The organism is Flavobacterium defluvii, assembly GCF_900129555.1.
GTDB classification, from domain to species: Bacteria; Bacteroidota; Bacteroidia; order Flavobacteriales; family Flavobacteriaceae; genus Flavobacterium; species Flavobacterium defluvii.
The window spans coordinates 172390-191096 of record NZ_FQWC01000005.1; the positions used below are offsets into that span (position 1 = coordinate 172390).

Genomic DNA, 18707 nt, shown 5'->3' on the forward strand with positions numbered 1-18707 from the left:
AAATGAAAAAGATTATAATAACATTCCTATTAAGTGCCGGATTATTTGTATCGTGCACCGACCTTGAGGTAACACCAACCTCGTTTGTAACCGAAGATAATTACTTTAAAACTCAGGATGATGCCGTTGCGAGTGTAACAGCGGTTTATGCTTCTTTAAGCCTTGATCCGGGAGAACAGAGTTTATTTGGAAGAAACCTTTATTTCTTAACCGATATGGGTTCAGATTATGCAGCTGCCGGAGTTTCTGCAACAAATCCGCAGGTTAGAGCCATGAGCAGTTTAACACATGATGCAACCAATGACCGTGTACAGGTAGCGTGGAGACAAATTTATGCAGGAATTAACAGAGCAAACGTTTCTATTGATAACATTCCTCAGGTTTCAGGATCCGAAGTTGTAAAAACGAGATTAATTAACGAAGCTAAATTTATCCGCGGATTACTTTATTTTCAGGCAGTTCGTATTTGGGGAGGCGTTCCAATTGTTCTTCACGAACCAACTTCTATCCAGTTAGAAAGTTTAAAATCAAGAAGAGCAACGGTAGACGAAGTTTATGCTCAGATTATTAAAGATTTAACAGATGCTGAAAGTTTACCTGCAACTTATACTGCTGCTGATGCGGGACGTGCGACTTCCGGAGCTGCAAAAGCCATTTTAGCAAAAGTATATTTGACTAGAAAAGATTGGCCAAATGCGATTTCAAAAGCAAGAGAAGTGATTAATGGAGGTTACGGTTACGCTTTATTCGAAAACTTTCAGGACATTTTTACTAAAACAAAAAAGAACGGAAAAGAACATATTTTCTCTGTTCAGTTTGAGCCAAATCAGGCAGGAAACGGTTCCAGCGGAAGTACTTTTCAATCAACATCTTTTACCGGATTTACAGCAACTGAACCTGCTGATATTATCTCAGATGTAGCTTTGTTCTATGATATCTATCAACCGGGAGATACTCGCAGAGATGTTAGTTATGCCAAACAATTACTAAATCCAACTACTGGAACGCTTTATACTTTTCCTAAACCAATTTTCAAAAAATATCTGGATTTGACCAACTTGGCAACTCCGGCAAACGTAGCAATCAATTTTCCTATAATTCGTTATGCAGACATCTTATTGTCTTTGGCAGAAGCCATAAATGAGCAAAACGGAGCACCAACAGCAGAAGCCTACGAATTAATTAATCAGGTAAGAAGAAGAGCTTACGGAAAAACCATTACAACTCCGGATGTAACAATAGATTTAACTGGATTGGACCAAACCTCTTTTAGAGCTGCCATTCAGGAAGAGCGCAAAAAAGAATTTGTTCAGGAAGGACAGCGCTGGTTTGACTTAGTACGCTGGGGAACTTTGGTTACAGAAGTAAAAAAGGTCACGGCTAAAAACTCCGTTTCAGAAAGAAACAATTTATATCCAATTCCGCAGAGTGAAAGAAATATTGACCCGGTTGGTTTACCGCAAAATCCAGGTTATTAATTATAAACCACAACCCAAAAAACTATTAAAGATGAAAAAAATTAAAAATACCACTACAGTCAAAAGTCCTAAAAAAGGTCTTTTGATTACTGCAATGCTGCTGGCACAGTTTGGCTTTGCACAAGAGCAGCAAGAGTTTAAAGGTACAATTGGCAAAACTTTAGCTGATTCTAAAGAATACTGGCCGGATCCTGTAAAAGCCCCAAAAGGTGCACCAAACATTGTTTGGATTCTTTTGGATGATGTTGGATTTGGAGCTTCAAGCGCTTTTGGAGGATTAATCAGTACACCAACATTTGATAATTTGGCAAACAACGGTTTACGTTACACAAATTTCCATACAACTGCAATTTGTGCTCCAACGCGTGCAGCATTATTAACCGGAAGAAATTCAGGAAGAGTTCACGTAAGCGGATTTTCACACACTGTTTTATCTGCAGGTTTTCCTGGATGGGACGGAAGAATTCCTTCTGATAAAGGAACAATTGCAGAGATTTTACGTGAAAACGGATACAACACTTTTGCCGTTGGTAAATATGGTGTAACTCCAGACGAAGACGCATCAGATGCAGGACCGTTTGACAGATGGCCAACCGGAAAAGGTTTCGATCATTTCTATGGATTCTTAGGTTCGCAGACAGATCAATACAATCCGGATTTAGTAGAAGATCAGGTGCATATTAAACCAGACGGACGTCATTTAAACGAATTAATTACGGATAAAGCCATCAGTTATATTCAAAAACAACAGAAAGCGGCACCCGGAAAACCATTCTTTTTATACTATGCGCCCGGAGCAGCACATGCACCTCATCAGGTTGCTACAAAATGGAGCGATCCATATAAAGGAAAATTTGATAAAGGATGGGATGCTTACCGCGAAGAGGTTATTGCTAACCAAAAGAAATTGGGTGTAATTCCTGCTAATGCTGTTTTACCAGAGCGCAACCCGTTAATCACAGACTGGAAAAAATTAACTCCGGATCAAAAGAAAGTGTATGCAAGATTTATGGAAGTGTATGCCGGATTCTTAACTTACACTGATTATGAAGTAGGAAGAGTTGTAAATTATTTAAAAGAAAGCGGTCAGCTAGACAACACTTTAATTTTTGTTGCCATTGGAGATAATGGAGCTAGTAAAGAAGGAACTACAGAAGGAACAATCAACCAAAGTTTATTCTCTCAAGGTACATCTGATGAAGAAAATCTGAAGAAAAACTTAGCCAATATTGATGAAATCGGAACGCCAAAAGGTTTAAATACGAATTACCCTTTAGGATGGGCTCAGGCTACAAATGTACCTTTCAAAAACTGGAAACAAGATGCACATTCTGAAGGTGGAACGCACAATCCGCTGATTGTTTTTTATCCAAACGGAATTAAAGATAAAGGCGGAATCAGAAATCAATACAGCCACGTAACCGATTTACTGCCAACAACTTTGGATATCGTAGGAATCAAAGCTCCGGAATATATCAAAGGAATTAAACAAGATATTATTCAGGGTTCATCATTTCAGGCTTCTATTGATAATCCAAAAGCTGAATCTTTACACAAAGTTCAATATTACTACATTTTTGGAAACAGAGCGATTTACAAAGACGGATGGAAAGCTGCGGCGGCGCACTTACCGGATTCATTTGCTGTAAAAAAATCTTTAGGCAAAAACGAAAAACCGGCTGAAAGTAATTTTGATGCCGATGTTTGGGAATTGTACAACTTAAACGAAGATTTTAACGAGCGTAACAACCTTGCAAAAAAATACCCTGAAAAACTGGCTGAACTTCAAAAACTTTTTGATGAACAGGCAAAAGAAAACAATGTTTATCCATTGATCGACTGGCAGGATGTTTACAACAGAAGAATCCACAATACCGGTGCAGAAAAAGGTAAAACTTTGCAGGATTTAGTAAAACAAGCCTCTAAACCTGGTGAAAGCGGAAGCAGTAATTAGATTATAGAAATCTGCAGGGTTATTAAACCTTGCAGATTTTACTCGTAACTCTTTGACAGAAATGTAAATAAATAACAAAATTGGTAAAAAAAGATATATTTTAAATACTACTAATTCTATAGATATAGAAGTTTTTATTTAAATTTACAACTCAATCATAATTTACTGATTTACAACTATACATAAAATAAAATTTAGAAATCATGAAACGAATAGATTATGAAATTATAGGAAAAAAAATTGTGGTAGGCGCAATTTTGTTTTTAGTTCCGCTGGTGATACTTGCGGGAGGTTTGGCACTAATTAATCAATTTTTAAAATAAGAAGTCATGGCAATAGTTCAAAAAGAAAAATTAACACGAGACTTAACGATAAGTTTCTTCATTTATTCACTGCCAGTAGTGGCAATTTACCTTTATTTTAAATTAACGGGCGGCGCAGTAAGCGAATCTCATATTACACTGCCTTCATTTTTAGAATTTGCAAAACCAGCATTCGAAAATATCCGTACTTGGGGATTAACCGTTTTCATGGTCGTTTTGGGAATCATAGAATTTGCTGCAGGTTTGTACGATGACGAATGGACAGGCGAAGAACGTAAAATTGATATTGTTTGTTTCTTAGCTCCAAAATTACTTTTACCACCGGTAATTGCTTTTTTTAGCTTAACAGCCTTACCCTATTTACTGCCGGATTTGGCAAATTCATTATCTTGGGTTCCGTTTTGGGGAGGATTTTTCCTAATCGCAATTGCCGATGATTTAACACAATACTGGTACCATAGATTGCACCACCAGGTACCATTTTTATGGCGTTTTCACAGAACACACCACTCTGCTCCATACATGGGAATGGCAATGGCATCAAGACAAAACTTTATCTACACAGTTTTCTTTTCTCAAATTTATTTGACAGCAACTTTAACCTATTTAGGTTTAGGATTACCGGCTCTTTTCGTTTTAGTTATCAAAAGTTTCATCACTTTGGGCGCACATTCAAGTATTGCATGGGACAAACCATTTTACAAATACAAAGTTTTACACCCAATTGCATGGGTTTTAGAAAGATTGATTTCTACTCCGGCAACACACCACGCGCATCACGCAGATACCAGCGGAGATGGTGTTGGACATTTCAAAGGAAACTTCGGAAACATGTTTTTCATTTGGGATATGATTTTCGGAACAGGATTAATTACAAGAAAATTCCCTGAATCTTACGGAACAAAATCGTACAAACAAGAAGAATGGTATGCACAATTTTTATGGCCGATCTTCAAATCTAAAAAAGAAGGAAGTTCTCTTGCCGAAGGTGTTTTGGCTTTTCCGCTAAAATCTAAACCTGTAGAAAAAGTAATAGAAACTTCAGAACCAGCTCCGGTTTTAGAGCAGGTTTAATCTTAAAATGAAAATAAAAATATAAAGCGCGGCAGTGTATTCAAAATTAACCCTGAATACACTGCCAGCTTTTATCCAAACTATACCATCATGAAAAATAAAATAAAAATTACCACATTAATCCTGCTTTTTACAATTGTAGGTTTTTCGCAGAATAAAAGTTCAAACACCGTTTCATTAGATGTTTATTACAGTAAAATTCAGGCTGAGAAAAATCCGCAGATAATCGATGCCCGCGGTCCCGAAGAATTTGCATTAAATCATCTTAACGGCGCAGTAAATTTTAATTTAGAATCAAAAGATTATGCGGAACAAGTGGCAAAACTAGACAAATCAAAACCCGTTTTTACTTACTCCATTGGTGCCGGAAGAAGCGTTTGGCTTGCCGATGATTTATTGAAAAAAGGGTTTAAAGAAGCCTACAGTTTAGAAGGCGGAATCGCTAACTGGATTGGAAACGGAAAACCTTTTTATGCTAATACTAAAAGCAAACTGACTTTAACAGAATACAACAAAATCATTGCTGATAACAAAACTGTTTTGGTGGATATTGGCTCTAAATATTGTGGTGCCTGCATAAAAGTAAAACCAGTTCTGGAAACCATCAGAGCGCAATACGGTGAAAACTTAAAAATCGTAGAAATCGAGTTAGAAACCAGTCCACAGGTAATCGCCGATTTAAAAACCGTAAAAGTTTTTCCAACTTTGATTTTATATCAAAATGGTAAAATCATTTTCAAAAAAGACGGTTTAGGCGATTTAAAAAATGATGTTGATGTGGCATTAGCTTCGAAATAAAAATACCCGTGAAACTTTGATAAAGTTCACTGCAATGGTGTCAGGCTGAGCGAAGTCGAATGTCAGGCTGAGCGAAGTCGAAGCCCACATTAGAAACTCCACAAAGATTGAATTTTCGTGACGGAACTACTTGTGTGGGCTTCGACTTCGCTCAGCCTGACAAACTGTACATAAAAAATAAACAATGCAAAACCAAAATTCCAAAAATAACTAACCATAATGGCAAACTATAAAAAAATAACCGGGATCGTTCTCCCTATCGTTATAATCCTTTCGTTTATTGCGTTATTTCTTTTCTGGCCCATCAATACAGACGGAACATTAATAAAACCCGATGAAAAATTAGCTCAGGGAAAAGCAGCATTTCTGTCTCAAAAAGATACAACTTCAGAAAAAAAACCTAATATTATCATTCTCGTTGCCGATGATTTAGGCAAATATGATATTTCTCTTTATGGAGGAAAATCGACCCCAACGCCGCAAATTGATTCGCTTGCAGCATCAGGAGTTACTTTTACCGACGGATATGTTTCTGCATCCATTTGTTCGCCTTCGCGCGCGGGATTATTAACAGGTCGTTATCAGGAACGTTTCGGACATGAATATCAGCCGGGAGATCGTTATCCAAAAAACAATTTAGAATATTATGCTTTTAAATATGTAATAAATACCAACAACTGGCGAATAAATGATAAAATAAATTACCCAAATGAAGCTTCTATAGCCACACAAGGTTTACCAAAATCTGAAATTACGTTTGCTGATTTAGCCAAAAAACAAGGTTACAATACGGCAATTATCGGAAAATGGCATTTAGGACACAACAAAGGATTTTTTCCTTTAGACCGAGGTTTCGATTACCATTATGGATTTTATCAGGCTTTCTCACTTTACACGCCCGAAGATGATAATCCGGACATTATTAACCATCATCACAAAGATTTTACCGATAAAACAATTTGGGGCAACGGCCGTGTAGGAACTGGACAGATTCGCCGAGATACTACTATTATAAAAGATAAAAAGTATTTAACCGAAACATTTGCTGACGAAGCCGAAGCTTTTATAGACAAAAATAAAGACAAACCTTTTTTACTTTACGTTCCGTTTAATGCGCCGCATACACCATTTCAGGTTCGCAAAAAATATTACGAACGTTTCCCGAATGTAAAAGACGAAAACAAACGTGTTTATTTTGCGATGATCAGCGCACTTGACGACGCGGTTGGAAGAATTAGGGAAAAAGTTAAAAAAGAAGGTTTAGAAGAAAACACTTTAATCTTTTTTATAAGTGACAACGGCGGTGCCGATTATACTTTTGCAACAACGAACGCTCCTTTAAAAGGCGGTAAATTTTCTCATTTTGAAGGCGGAATAAATGTTCCTTTTGCACTTTCGTGGAAGGGAAAAATCAAGCCGCATACTGTTTATAAGACTCCGGTAAGTTCATTGGATATTTTCAGCACAATTGCAGCCGTAACACATTCTGGTTTACCAAAAGACAGAGTTTATGACGGAGTTGATTTGGTTGACGTTGTCAATAACAATAAAGAAGCGCACAAAGATCTATACTGGCGTTCCGGCGATGCAAAAGCCATTCGAAGCGGAAACTGGAAATTAATAATCAGCGGAAAAACACATGAAAAATGGCTGTATGATTTATCCAAAGACAAATCTGAAACTACAGATTTGGCTTCAAAAAATCCTGAAAAAGTAAAAGAATTACAAACTGCTTTACAAACTTGGGAAAAAGGACTTGTTAAACCGCTTTGGCCTAATCTTACTTATTATGAATTCGACTTTGGCAAACAAAAATACTTTGTTGATTTGTAAAATTAAAGCAGTCCTGCAAGGTTTTCAAAACCTTGTAGGTCTTTCATTTTAAATTCTATATTAATAACTAATACCTACAAGGTTTTGGAAACCTTGCAGGAAATTAAACAATCAATTGCCTCCAGCTTTAGCTGGAGGTTTAAAATTGAAAGTTTAGAAGGCTTTAGCCAAACTTTTAATTCGGCTAAAGCCTTTTCTATTTGCAAATCAGTTACCTCCAGCTAAAGCTGGAGGCAATTAATAGCTTTCTAATGTACACATTCTTTAAATCCAGCTAAAGCTGGAGGCAATTTAATATAAAATCTTAGAATCAATAATTCTTAGAATAATCAAATCAAAAACAAATGTCAACTCAACCCAAACAATTTAATATTCACGAAGACTGGACAGTAGTTATTCTGGGATTTATAATAATCGGTATTTCTCTTTTTATATTTCTTCCCGAAGTTCCGGTTTTCAGCTGGACAAATACTTCCGATTTATTTACGAATGTATTTGATTCTAAAAACCTTAAAATCCTTTTAATTCAATTTCTATATTTGATTTTTATCGGAACACTTGGATCTTTTTTAATTGGAAGATCCGTAAAATATTTTCTTTTTACTTTTCCGATAGTATATCTTTTAACCTTGATTGCATTGATTCTCGCCGGAAATTCAGCCATAAAATCCATCAATCTCGAAGCCGTAATTTTCAGTTTGATAATTGGTTTGGCGATTGGAAATTTCTTCAAACTTCCGGATTGGTTTCGATCATCACTTTCTACAGAAGTTTTTGTGAAAATTGGATTGGTTTTATTAGGAACCGGTGTTATTTTTTCAGATATATTAAAGGCAGGTTCATTAGGCTTAATTCAGGCATTGGTTGTTGTGATATCCGTCTGGTATTTTGCCTTTTGGCTTTGTCGAAAATTAAAAGTCGACGACGAATTAACGATGATGATTTCAAGTGCCGTTTCTATTTGCGGCGTTTCGGCGGCAATTGCAACTTCGGGCGCAATAAAAGGTGATTCTAAGAAATTATCGTATGTGATTTCAATTGTTTTGGTAACCGCAATTCCCATGATGATTTTCATGCCGATAATTGCCAAATATTTCAATTTCCCCGAAGAAGTAACCGGAGCCTGGCTTGGCGGAAGTATCGATACTTCTGGAGCTGTTGTAGCTTCTGGAACTTTGGTTGGAGAAACCGCTTTAAAAATCAGCACGATTGTAAAATTCTCCCAAAATGTTTTGTTGGGATTAGCCGCTTTTGCGATTTCGGTTTATTGGACATATTCACATAATACTTCGTCTGAAGCAATTGAATCAAAACCAACCTTAAAAGTAATTTGGGAACGTTTTCCAAAATTCGTAATCGGATTTATTGCCGCTTCTTTACTCTTCTCCTTTTTAATTTCTCCCGAAACCAGAGACAGCGTAAAAGACAGTTTGAAAAACCTGCAGGGAATTTGGTTTGCATTGGCTTTTACAAGCATTGGTTTAGAAACTAATTTTAAAGATTTACTAAGTAATAACAGCCGTAAACCATTGTATGCCTTTTTGATTGCACAATTATTCAATGTGATTGTTACTTTGATTATTGCGTTTTTGCTTTTTGGTTAATTTTTTTTCGCCACGAATTCACGAATTTGACAAATAAAATTCGTGAATTCGTGGCGAAAACATCTAGCATGTCTTTGTGTTTTTTTTAATACCTTTAAAACATTAAAAATCAACAAACTAAACCGAAATAATACACCTACACCCTATTATATCACATCTTTTTTTCAAAAAAAGTAAAGATTAATTTGGATTTTACATTTTTAAATATAATTTTGTCTATAGAATTAGTAGAGTTTAAAATTAAAAACTTACATTTTGAAAACAACAGTTAACAATACGTACCACATTCTTCGTAAAAAACATACTTATAACGCTTCTTGTTATATGTGCAGCTGTTGTTAATTCTTCCTTATACGTTCGTTTGAATCAGATTAAACTAAAATCGAAACATATGAAAACGAACTTCATTTATCCCAATTTTACTAAAATATCATTTGAACTTATGTTTCAGAAGATGTTACGCTATACTAAATCAAAAATGAAAATAGAGACGACAAACTAACATTCTTTTTGATTACCAAAGGTCATTTCTGCGGCAACAGAAATGACCTGATTTAAAGAACATTTATCACTTAAAAAAAACAACAGACAAAAAACACATTACGATGAATACAAAAATTACAAAACTTCTGTTTTCTATTCTCTTAACCGGAGCTTTTACTTCTCACGAGTCGAACGCTCAAACGCAGTCAAAACCCAATATTATTTTGATTTTGGTAGATGATATGGGTTATTCAGATTTAGGGAATTATGGTTCAGAAATTAAAACACCAAATCTCGATAAACTGGCTTCAGAAGGTTTGCGTTTACGCGAATTTTACAACAACTCGATTTGTGCGCCAACAAGAGCTTCCCTCCTAACCGGACAATATCAGCACAAAGCCGGAGTTGGATTTTTTGATGTCAATTTAGGTTTACCGGCTTATCAGGGCTATTTAAACAAAGAATCTTTGACTTTGGGAGAAGTTTTCCGTTCCGGCGGTTACAGCACACTTTTATCCGGAAAATGGCATGTAGGATCAGAAGATCAGGCGCAATGGCCAAACCAAAGAGGTTTTGATAAGTTTTACGGAATTTTAAAAGGCGCTTCAAATTATTTTGATACAAAACCTCTGCCTTTCGGGAAAACGCCGTATCCGGTAAAATTAATTCGTAATAACGAAGAACTGCATCCAAAAGATGATTCGTATTATTTTACAGATGAAATCGGAAACAATGCGGTGACTTTCCTTGACGAACAAAATAAGGAAAACAAACCTTTCTTTTTATATCTGGCTTTTACTGCGCCTCACTGGCCACTTCAGGCAAAACCTGTTGATATTGCCAAATACAGAGGGAAATTTGATGAAGGCTGGGATGTTTTAAGAGAAAAAAGAATTCAGAAACTAAAAGCCAGCGGAATTTTGCCTGCTGACCAAACTATATCGCCAAGAGATCCTGAAGTTCCGGAATGGAATAAATTGTCTTACGACGAAAAACAATTCTGGAAAGCTAAAATGGAAGTATACGCCGCTATGGTCGACAATATGGATCAAAACGTTGGCAAAGTTCTGGACAAATTAAAAGCGCTTAAAAAAGATAAAAACACGCTGATTATTTTCATTTCAGATAATGGAGCGCAAGGCGGATTCAATACGTATAATCCGTTGGGAAGAGGTTTGGTTCGAAATGACGGACCAGTTGGAACTTCGGGTTCATTTGATTATCAGGAACAAAACTGGGCATATTTATCAAATACTCCGTTGCAGCAATATAAAAATAATATGCACGAAGGCGGTTTTAGTTCCCCTTTTATCGCTTGGTTTCCATCCAAAATAAAAGCAGGAAGAATTGATAAAGGAACCGGACATATTATTGACCTAGCTCCTACTTTTTACGAATTGGCAGGAATAGAATACCCAAAAGAATATAATGGTGTGACGACAAACTCTTTGGTTGGAAAAAGTTTGTTGCCTGTTTTATTTGATAATGTTTCACAGGTCGATAGAGGCGCACCATTATTTTGGGAAAGAGCAGGAAACAGAGCCGTTCGCGACGGAAAATGGAAATTGGTTTCGATTTATCCTTCTTATGAATGGGAATTGTACGATCTTGAAAAAGATCGAGGCGAAACTACAAATGTCGCTCAGCAAAATCCGGGAATTGTAAACAAACTTTCGGCTTCTTATTTTGAATGGGCTGATAAAACCGGAGTTGTAGAATACAGTAAATTCAAACTAAAACCAGAAACAATGCCGGGCGGTGCGGCTTTGAAAAAATAAAATTAGTTAAACTCGTAAAATATTTAAACACATAGAAACATAGATTTTGTGTGTAAAAGAGGATGAAAAAGAAACTAGTTTCAAACACATAGCCTACTATGTTTGTTTAAAATAAGTGAAACGCCTTTTTTAAGTGCCGAAATTCTATGTTTCTATGTGTTTAAATTCCTGAATACATCGAAGCATAAAAATATCAAACACATGAAATATCAGAACATTTTAGAAACCATTGGCAATACGCCGCACATTAGGCTTAATAAGCTTTTTAAAACCCATGAAGTATGGATTAAATTAGAAAAAGCAAATCCGGGATCGAGTATCAAAGACAGAATTGCACTGGCTATGATTGAAGATGCGGAGAAAAAAGGAATTTTAAATCCGGATTCTATCATTATTGAACCAACATCCGGAAATACCGGAATCGGGCTTTCGCTTGTTGCAGCTGTAAAAGGTTACAAAGTAATTATTGTAATGCCGGAATCGATGAGCATCGAACGTCGAAAAATTATCGAAGCTTACGGCGCAGAATATGTTTTGACTCCGAGAGAAAAAGGAACTTCAGGAGCGGTTGAAAAAGCAAATGAACTGGCGGCCACAATTAAAAATTCTTTTCTGCCTTCGCAATTTACCAATCGTGCCAATGTTGAAGTTCACGAAAGAACAACGGCACAGGAAATTTTAGCTGATTTCCCGGACGGGATTGATTATTTAATTACCGGAGTTGGAACGGGCGGACATATTACCGGAGTTTCTAAAATTCTGAAACAGCATTTTCCAAATTTAAAAACTATTGCAGTAGAACCTGCGCTTTCGCCGGTTTTAAGCGGCGGAATTCCTGCTCCACATCCATTGCAGGGAATTGGCGCCGGGTTTATTCCTGAGGTTTTTAACAGAGAATATATCGATGAAATTGTAACTATTGAAAAAAATGACGCTTTTTCATTTGCTAAGAAATTAACGAAAGAAGAAGGAATTTTTGGTGGAATTTCAACTGGAGCGGCATTGGCTGCGGTTTCAAAAAAACTGAAAAATATTCCCGAAGATGCCGTAATTCTAACTTTCAATTATGATACTGGAGAACGCTATCTTTCTGTTGAAGAATTATTTGATTTTTTCTCATAAAAAATTAAAAACCAAAATATTACAATAAAATAAAACCCGTAATTTTAAGAATTAAATCTTAGAATTGATCAAAAATAAAATAATTAACCGAAAAACCTTAAAACTATGGCAGAATTAGAAAAACAACAGACCGCATTAGGCGATGTTGCTGCAAGACAATTAGCAATTGCAACTCGTACCGTTCCTCAAATTGGAACCGTTACTCCACGCTGGTTAACACATTTATTGCATTGGGTTCCTGTAGAATCTGGCGTATTTCGTTTGAATAAAGTAAAAAACGCCAACCATATCGAAGTAGATTGTTCGGCACGTGATGAAAGAGTTTTACCAAATACTTTCGTAGATTATATCGATAATCCAAGAGAATACAATCTGGCTGCTGTACAAACAATTGTAGATGTTCACACTCGTGTTTCTGATTTGTACAGCAAACCGTATAATCAGATTTCAGAGCAGCTTCGTCTGGCTATCGAAACAATCAAAGAACGTCAGGAAAGCGAATTAATCAATAATAAAGATTACGGATTATTGAGCAACGTTGCACCTTCTCAAATTATAAAAACAAGAACAGGTGCGCCAACTCCGGATGATCTTGATGAATTATTAACAAAAGTGTGGAAAGAACCAGGATTTTTCCTTTTGCATCCATTAGCAATTGCCGCTTTCGGACGCGAATGTACACGTCGCGGTGTTCCGCCGCCGACAACTTCTTTATTCGGATCTCAGTTTTTAACCTGGAGAGGAATTCCGCTTATTCCATCTGATAAATTACCAATCGAAAAAGGAAAATCAAAAATCATTCTTTTAAGAACCGGTGAAAGCCGTCAGGGTGTTATCGGATTAATTCAGCCGGGATTACAAGGCGAACAATCTCCTGGATTATCAGTTCGTTTTATGGGAATTAATGAAAAAGCCATTGCATCGTATTTAGTTTCACTTTATTGTTCTTTGGCTATTTTGGTAGATGATGCTATTGCTGTTTTAGAAGATGTAGAAATAGGAAAGTATCATGAGTACAAATATTAACAACAACGGTTTACTAAGTATCGACGATTTGCAAAATCTGGCAAACGAGTTGTTTAAAGCTTTACCAAATGAATTTCCAAAAGAAATTTCATTAAGTCCGGATAAGTCAGAACATCCTCGTGCGACAAAAATTGCAGAAACGATATTGCATGCCGGAAATCTTGATCAGTTTGGTCAGATTCCAGTTGTAAGCCCGTCGAGTACTTCGCCTTCTCCGCCAGCATTTAGCGGATTTGGGGCTTCTCCATCAGTAATAAATTACGGAAGTGGAACTTCAGCTTTGTACCCAAATGCCGGAGCAGGATTTAATCCGCAAAACAGGAATTCTTCTTCTGGTGTTGAAGAAAACCATGATTTAAACATCAACAATCCGCATAACGGGTTTTATGATTCTAATTTAAAAAATGGAAATGCTCCTCAATTAAATGAAGAAAGTCTTTTTTCGGGATTTTCACTGAACCATCTATATCTGCCATTTCAAACTGAGAATTCATCTTTTGAAATTGAATTACAGGCAGCTTTAGCATCTGTCGATACACAATTTAAAAAACGCGAAGATTTTCCGTTAAACGGAAATGAAACAACAAATTCATACTATTTTCTGGAGCAGAATCCTTTTGCTTTTGATAAAAGAAGTACGGATATAATTGTTGGGAATTCTTTCGTACATAAAGAAATTAATCTTTTTAAAGGTCATTCTTTTGACGCTGCTTTGGTAAAAAAGGATTTTCCGATTCTTAGAGAAACCGTAAACGGAAAACCTTTGGTTTGGTTTGATAATGCGGCAACAACTCAAAAACCACAATCGGTTATTGACAGAATTGCGTATTTCTACGAACACGAAAATTCAAATATTCACCGTGCGGCACATGAATTGGCTGCGCGTGCATCAGATGCCTATGAAGCGGCTCGTGAAAAAGTAAAAGCATTTTTAAATGCTTCTTCTGTAAACGAAATTGTTTTTGTGAGAGGCGCAACTGAAGGAATAAATCTGGTGGCTTCAACCTGGGGCGAACAGAATTTAAATTCCGGAGATGAAATCATTGTGAGTAATCTGGAGCATCATGCAAATATAGTTCCGTGGAAACGTCTTGCTGACAAAAAAGGTTTGAAATTAAGAGTAATTCCAGTTGACGATGACGGACAAATTCTGCTTGATGAATATGCAAAACTGCTGAATTCAAAAACACGTTTGGTCGCTTTCACACAAGTTTCGAATGCATTGGGAACGGTAACGCCGGCAAAAAAAATAGTTGAAATGGCACACGCAGCCGGAGCAAAAGTTTTAATCGACGGTGCACAATCGGTTTCGCACATGAAAGTTGATGTTCAGCATTTAAATCCGGATTGGCTGGTTTTCTCTGGACATAAATTATTTGGTCCAACTGGAATTGGAGCTTTATACGGAAAAGAAGATTTGCTAAACGAAATGCAGCCGTATCAATCTGGCGGAAATATGATTCAGGACGTAACTTTTGAGGAAATAAAATACCATAAAGCTCCGAATCGTTTTGAAGCTGGAACGGGAAATATTGCTGATGCCATTGGCCTTGGCGCAGCAATCGATTATGTAACCAAATTAGGAATTGAAGCTATTGGTCAATACGAGCATTATTTGTTAGAATATGCTACCAGACTTTTGAAAGAAATTCCGGGCGTTAGATTGATTGGAACTGCCAAAGATAAAGCCAGTGTATTGTCTTTCAATTTACAAGGCTATTCGAACGATCAGGTTGGGCAGGCTTTAAATAAAGAAGGCGTTGCAGTGAGAACGGGACACCATTGTGCGCAGCCTATTTTACGCAGAATGGGAGTTGAAACAACGGTTCGTCCTTCATTAGCATTTTACAATACAACTGAAGATGTCGACACTTTCATAAAAACCATCTGGGAACTTAAAAAAGTTAGATTCTAAAAATATTGAGATTTCTTCTCAAAACTGATAATTGCTTTTTTTGATATTTTAAGTAATTATACCCTGAAAAGCGATTGTTATAAAACAGTCGCTTTTTTAATAAAATCAATTATTTTCTATTAATTTTTTATGCCTGTTTTTTTAACGCAGATATTCTTCCTTACATTTTTATCAAAAAATCAAACAATTTTCATCAAAAACCAACAAACACATATACAAAAGTTATCAATATCACAAAACATGATGTTTTTGTTATTTTTAATGTTAAAAAACCATTAAAAATTAACATTAAATTAGGATATTTGAGAGACTAATTTAAACGAAATGAACATGAAAATTAAATTAAAACACTTTTTGTGGCTGTTTTTACTATTTGTACAAATAGCCGCAGCACAAGAATCTATTTCCGGAAAAGTAACAGATAAAAAAGGATTACCAATTCCCGGAGTAAATATTATTGTAAAGGGAAAAAATGTTAGTGCTCAAACTGACTTTGATGGAATTTTTAAAATAGCAGCAAAAAAAGGCGAAATACTGGTTGTAAGTTATGTAAGTTATGACACTGTCGAAGTTCCGGCTGCAAACAATATTAAAATTGAATTAATTGAAGTTCAAAACGAACTTGAAGCTGTAGTTGTTGTAGGTTACGGAACTCAATCGAAGAGAAATTTAACGGATAATATTGCTCGTGTAACGGCAAAAGATATTCAGCAGATTCCGGTTTCAAACGTTCAGAATGCTTTGGTTGGAAAATTAGCAGGTGTGCAGATTACGCAGACAAACGGTAAGGTTGACGGTGGTATTAATATTCGTGTGCGCGGTGCAGCGAGTATTAGTGCGGGAACACAGCCTTTGTATGTTTTGGACGGAATTCCGTTAATTAATGACGATGAATCCAGCAACGGAGCGCCAACAAACCCTTTATTGACTTTAAGTACAAATGAGATTGAATCTATTGACGTTTTAAAAGATGCTTCTTCGGCAGCAATTTATGGAGCGCGTGGAGCAAACGGAGTTGTTTTAATTACTACTAAAAAAGGAAGAGAAGGAAAAGGAACTTTTACCGTAAATCTTTCTCAAGGTGTAAGCGAAGCTACTCATAAAAGAAAATGGCTGAATGCAAAACAATATGTTGAATTATTGCAGGAGGCTGGAAGAAACGTAAATGACTTAGAATCTGTTGAAGATGAGTTAGAATATCTTTCTCAGGGAACCGACTGGAGAAATGGTGCAGTCGATACTGACTGGCAGGATATTGCCCTAAGAACTGGTTATACTACCGATGCTGATTTTTCTGCTTCTGGAGGAGATGAAAAAACAAAATATTTCTTTTCTGGTGCGTACAACAACACAACGGGTATTGTTGACAGCAATACTTTAGAAAGATTCACAGCAAGAACAAACGTATCGCATAAAGTTACGGATCGTTTAACATTGGGAATGAACCTTGGTTTTTCTAGATCTTTAATTCACAGGGTTCAGGATGATAACTCATTCTCTTCTCCATTGCAGTCTGTTGCGCAAGCGCCTATTTCGCCGGCAAGATTAGAAGACGGAAGCGCAAACCCAAATACAGAATACTCAAATTACCTTTTAGCAAAAGATAATACATTCTGGAAAACCATTATGCGCAGACTTACAGGTAAAGCTTTTGCAGAGTTTAGAATTCTTAATTCATTAAAATTTAATTCTGATTTCTCATATGATCTTTTATCTCAGACAGAAGATTACTGGCAAGGTAAAAATGCACCTTTTATGGCAACAGACGGAGCTGTTTTTGCTTCTTCTGTAAATACAGAAAATTATGTTTCGAGTAATTATTTCACATATGATCAGACATTTGCAGAAAAACATACTTTCAATGTTGTGGCTGGTATGGAGTTCAATAAGTACCATAGAAGATATCAGGACGTAAACAGTATTTATTTCTCAAGCGATGATTTTCAAACAGTAGACGGCGGTGCTGAGGTAAACGAAGGACACGGAAACGAAACAGATTATGCTTTTGTTTCTCAATTTGGAAGATTGAATTATTCCTACATGAACAAATATCTTTTAAAAGCAAGTATTCGTCGTGATGGTTCATCTCGTTTTGGTAAAAATGAGCGTTTTGGAGTTTTCCCTGCTTTTTCTGCAGGATGGGTTATTTCTCAGGAAGAATTCTTAAAAAACAGTAATGTTTTGACGAACTTAAAAGTTAAAGGAAGCTGGGGTAAATTAGGAAATGCCGAAATCGGGAATTTTGCTTCTCGTCAGCTTTACAGACCAAATCCTTATAACTTAAAATCTGGACTTACTTTCGATCAGCCGGGTAATGACGATTTGACTTGGGAAAAATCAGCTCAGACAGATTTTGGTATCGAAGTTGGTTTCTTAAACAGATTTACACTTGAAGCCGATTATTACCAAAAAGATACGGACGGATTATTATTTGAAGTTCCGTTGCCAATAAGTTCCGGAGCAGCTTCTATCAATAAAAATATCGGAAAAATTAGAAGTAATGGTTTTGAGGTTACCTTAAACACAAAAAATATTGATACTGAAAACTTTAAATGGAACACAAGTTTCAATATCACAACAAATGAGTCAAAAGTAAAATCGCTTCCAAATGATAACAGAGATATTATCGTTTCTTATAATATCAACAGAGTCGGAGAAAACATTTCGTCTTTCTATTTAGTTGAATATGCTGGAGTTGACCCTGATAACGGAGACGCTTTATTTTATAAAAACACTAAAAAAGCTGATGGTACACTAGATCGTACTAAAACTAGAAATTATAGTGAAGCACAACGTATTATTGCCGGAAATCCATTCCCAACTTTAATGTCTGGCTTAACCAATACTATTCTTTACAAAGGATTTGATTTTACCTTTACATTTCAGGGAGAATGGGGAGCAAGTATTTACAATTCAGCAGGAATTTACCAATCGACTGCGGCTGATTATTTTGACAACCAGACAGCAGATCAGTTAAACAGATGGCAGAAACCGGGTGATATTACAGATGTACCACAGGCAAGATTTGGAGGAGGAAACGGAACTCAGGATTCTTCACGTTATTTAGACAAAGCTGATTTTGTTCGTTTAAGAAATTTAACTTTAGGTTATACGCTTCCTAAAGACGTATTGAAAGATTTAGGAATGAGCAGTTTAAGAATTTATTTTACTGCTGTTAACCTATTAACATTTACAAATTACGAAGGTAATGATCCTGAGGCAAGAAGAGATGATACAGGAATTGGAGAAGATTTTTACTCAGCACCGCCTGCAAGAACAACTGCAATTGGTGTAAACTTTAATTTTTAAAATGAAAAAG

11 protein-coding genes are annotated in these 18707 nt (G+C 36.2%); all 11 read left to right on the forward strand.

Annotation, left to right across the window (positions count from 1 at the left end; all coding sequences use genetic code 11):
- The first annotated feature begins 2 nt into the window (after positions 1-2).
- The 11 genes from BUC29_RS12815 (at position 3) to BUC29_RS12865 (ending at position 18697) form a co-directional block, all read left to right on the forward strand.
- On the forward strand, positions 3-1478 hold the full coding sequence (locus tag BUC29_RS12815) for a RagB/SusD family nutrient uptake outer membrane protein (protein WP_073416571.1): 1476 nt from the start codon (positions 3-5) through the stop codon (positions 1476-1478).
- Between the two features lie 31 nt (positions 1479-1509).
- Positions 1510-3432, forward strand: coding sequence for an arylsulfatase (locus BUC29_RS12820; protein WP_073416572.1), 1923 nt, complete (start codon positions 1510-1512; stop codon positions 3430-3432).
- A gap of 329 nt (positions 3433-3761) precedes the next feature.
- Entirely contained in the window at positions 3762-4829 is a 1068-nt protein-coding gene (locus tag BUC29_RS12825) for a sterol desaturase family protein (protein ID WP_073416573.1), read from the forward strand.
- A 90-nt stretch (positions 4830-4919) separates the two neighbouring features.
- Positions 4920-5627: a rhodanese-like domain-containing protein gene (locus BUC29_RS12830; RefSeq protein WP_073416574.1), complete on the forward strand. Its 708-nt coding sequence runs from the start codon at positions 4920-4922 to the stop codon at positions 5625-5627.
- A 219-nt stretch (positions 5628-5846) separates the two neighbouring features.
- On the forward strand, positions 5847-7460 hold the full coding sequence (locus BUC29_RS12835) for a sulfatase-like hydrolase/transferase (RefSeq protein WP_073416575.1): 1614 nt from the start codon (positions 5847-5849) through the stop codon (positions 7458-7460).
- A gap of 344 nt (positions 7461-7804) precedes the next feature.
- Positions 7805-9064 (forward strand): YeiH family protein, encoded by a 1260-nt coding sequence (locus BUC29_RS12840; protein WP_073416576.1) that lies wholly within the window; start codon positions 7805-7807, stop codon positions 9062-9064.
- A gap of 605 nt (positions 9065-9669) precedes the next feature.
- The gene (locus BUC29_RS12845; protein WP_073416577.1) at positions 9670-11325 is read left to right on the forward strand and encodes an arylsulfatase; all 1656 of its coding nucleotides are present in this window, start codon (positions 9670-9672) and stop codon (positions 11323-11325) included.
- A 201-nt stretch (positions 11326-11526) separates the two neighbouring features.
- The gene (gene cysK, locus BUC29_RS12850; RefSeq protein ID WP_073416578.1) at positions 11527-12447 is read left to right on the forward strand and encodes a cysteine synthase A; all 921 of its coding nucleotides are present in this window, start codon (positions 11527-11529) and stop codon (positions 12445-12447) included.
- 105 nt (positions 12448-12552) lie between these two features.
- Positions 12553-13473 (forward strand): family 2A encapsulin nanocompartment shell protein, encoded by a 921-nt coding sequence (locus BUC29_RS12855; protein ID WP_073416579.1) that lies wholly within the window; start codon positions 12553-12555, stop codon positions 13471-13473.
- Positions 13457-15388 (forward strand): family 2A encapsulin nanocompartment cargo protein cysteine desulfurase, encoded by a 1932-nt coding sequence (locus BUC29_RS12860; RefSeq protein WP_073416580.1) that lies wholly within the window; start codon positions 13457-13459, stop codon positions 15386-15388. The genes BUC29_RS12855 and BUC29_RS12860 overlap by 17 nt, the downstream gene beginning before the upstream one ends.
- 330 nt (positions 15389-15718) lie before the next feature.
- Positions 15719-18697, forward strand: coding sequence for a SusC/RagA family TonB-linked outer membrane protein (locus tag BUC29_RS12865; protein ID WP_073416581.1), 2979 nt, complete (start codon positions 15719-15721; stop codon positions 18695-18697).
- Positions 18698-18707 lie beyond the last annotated feature (10 nt).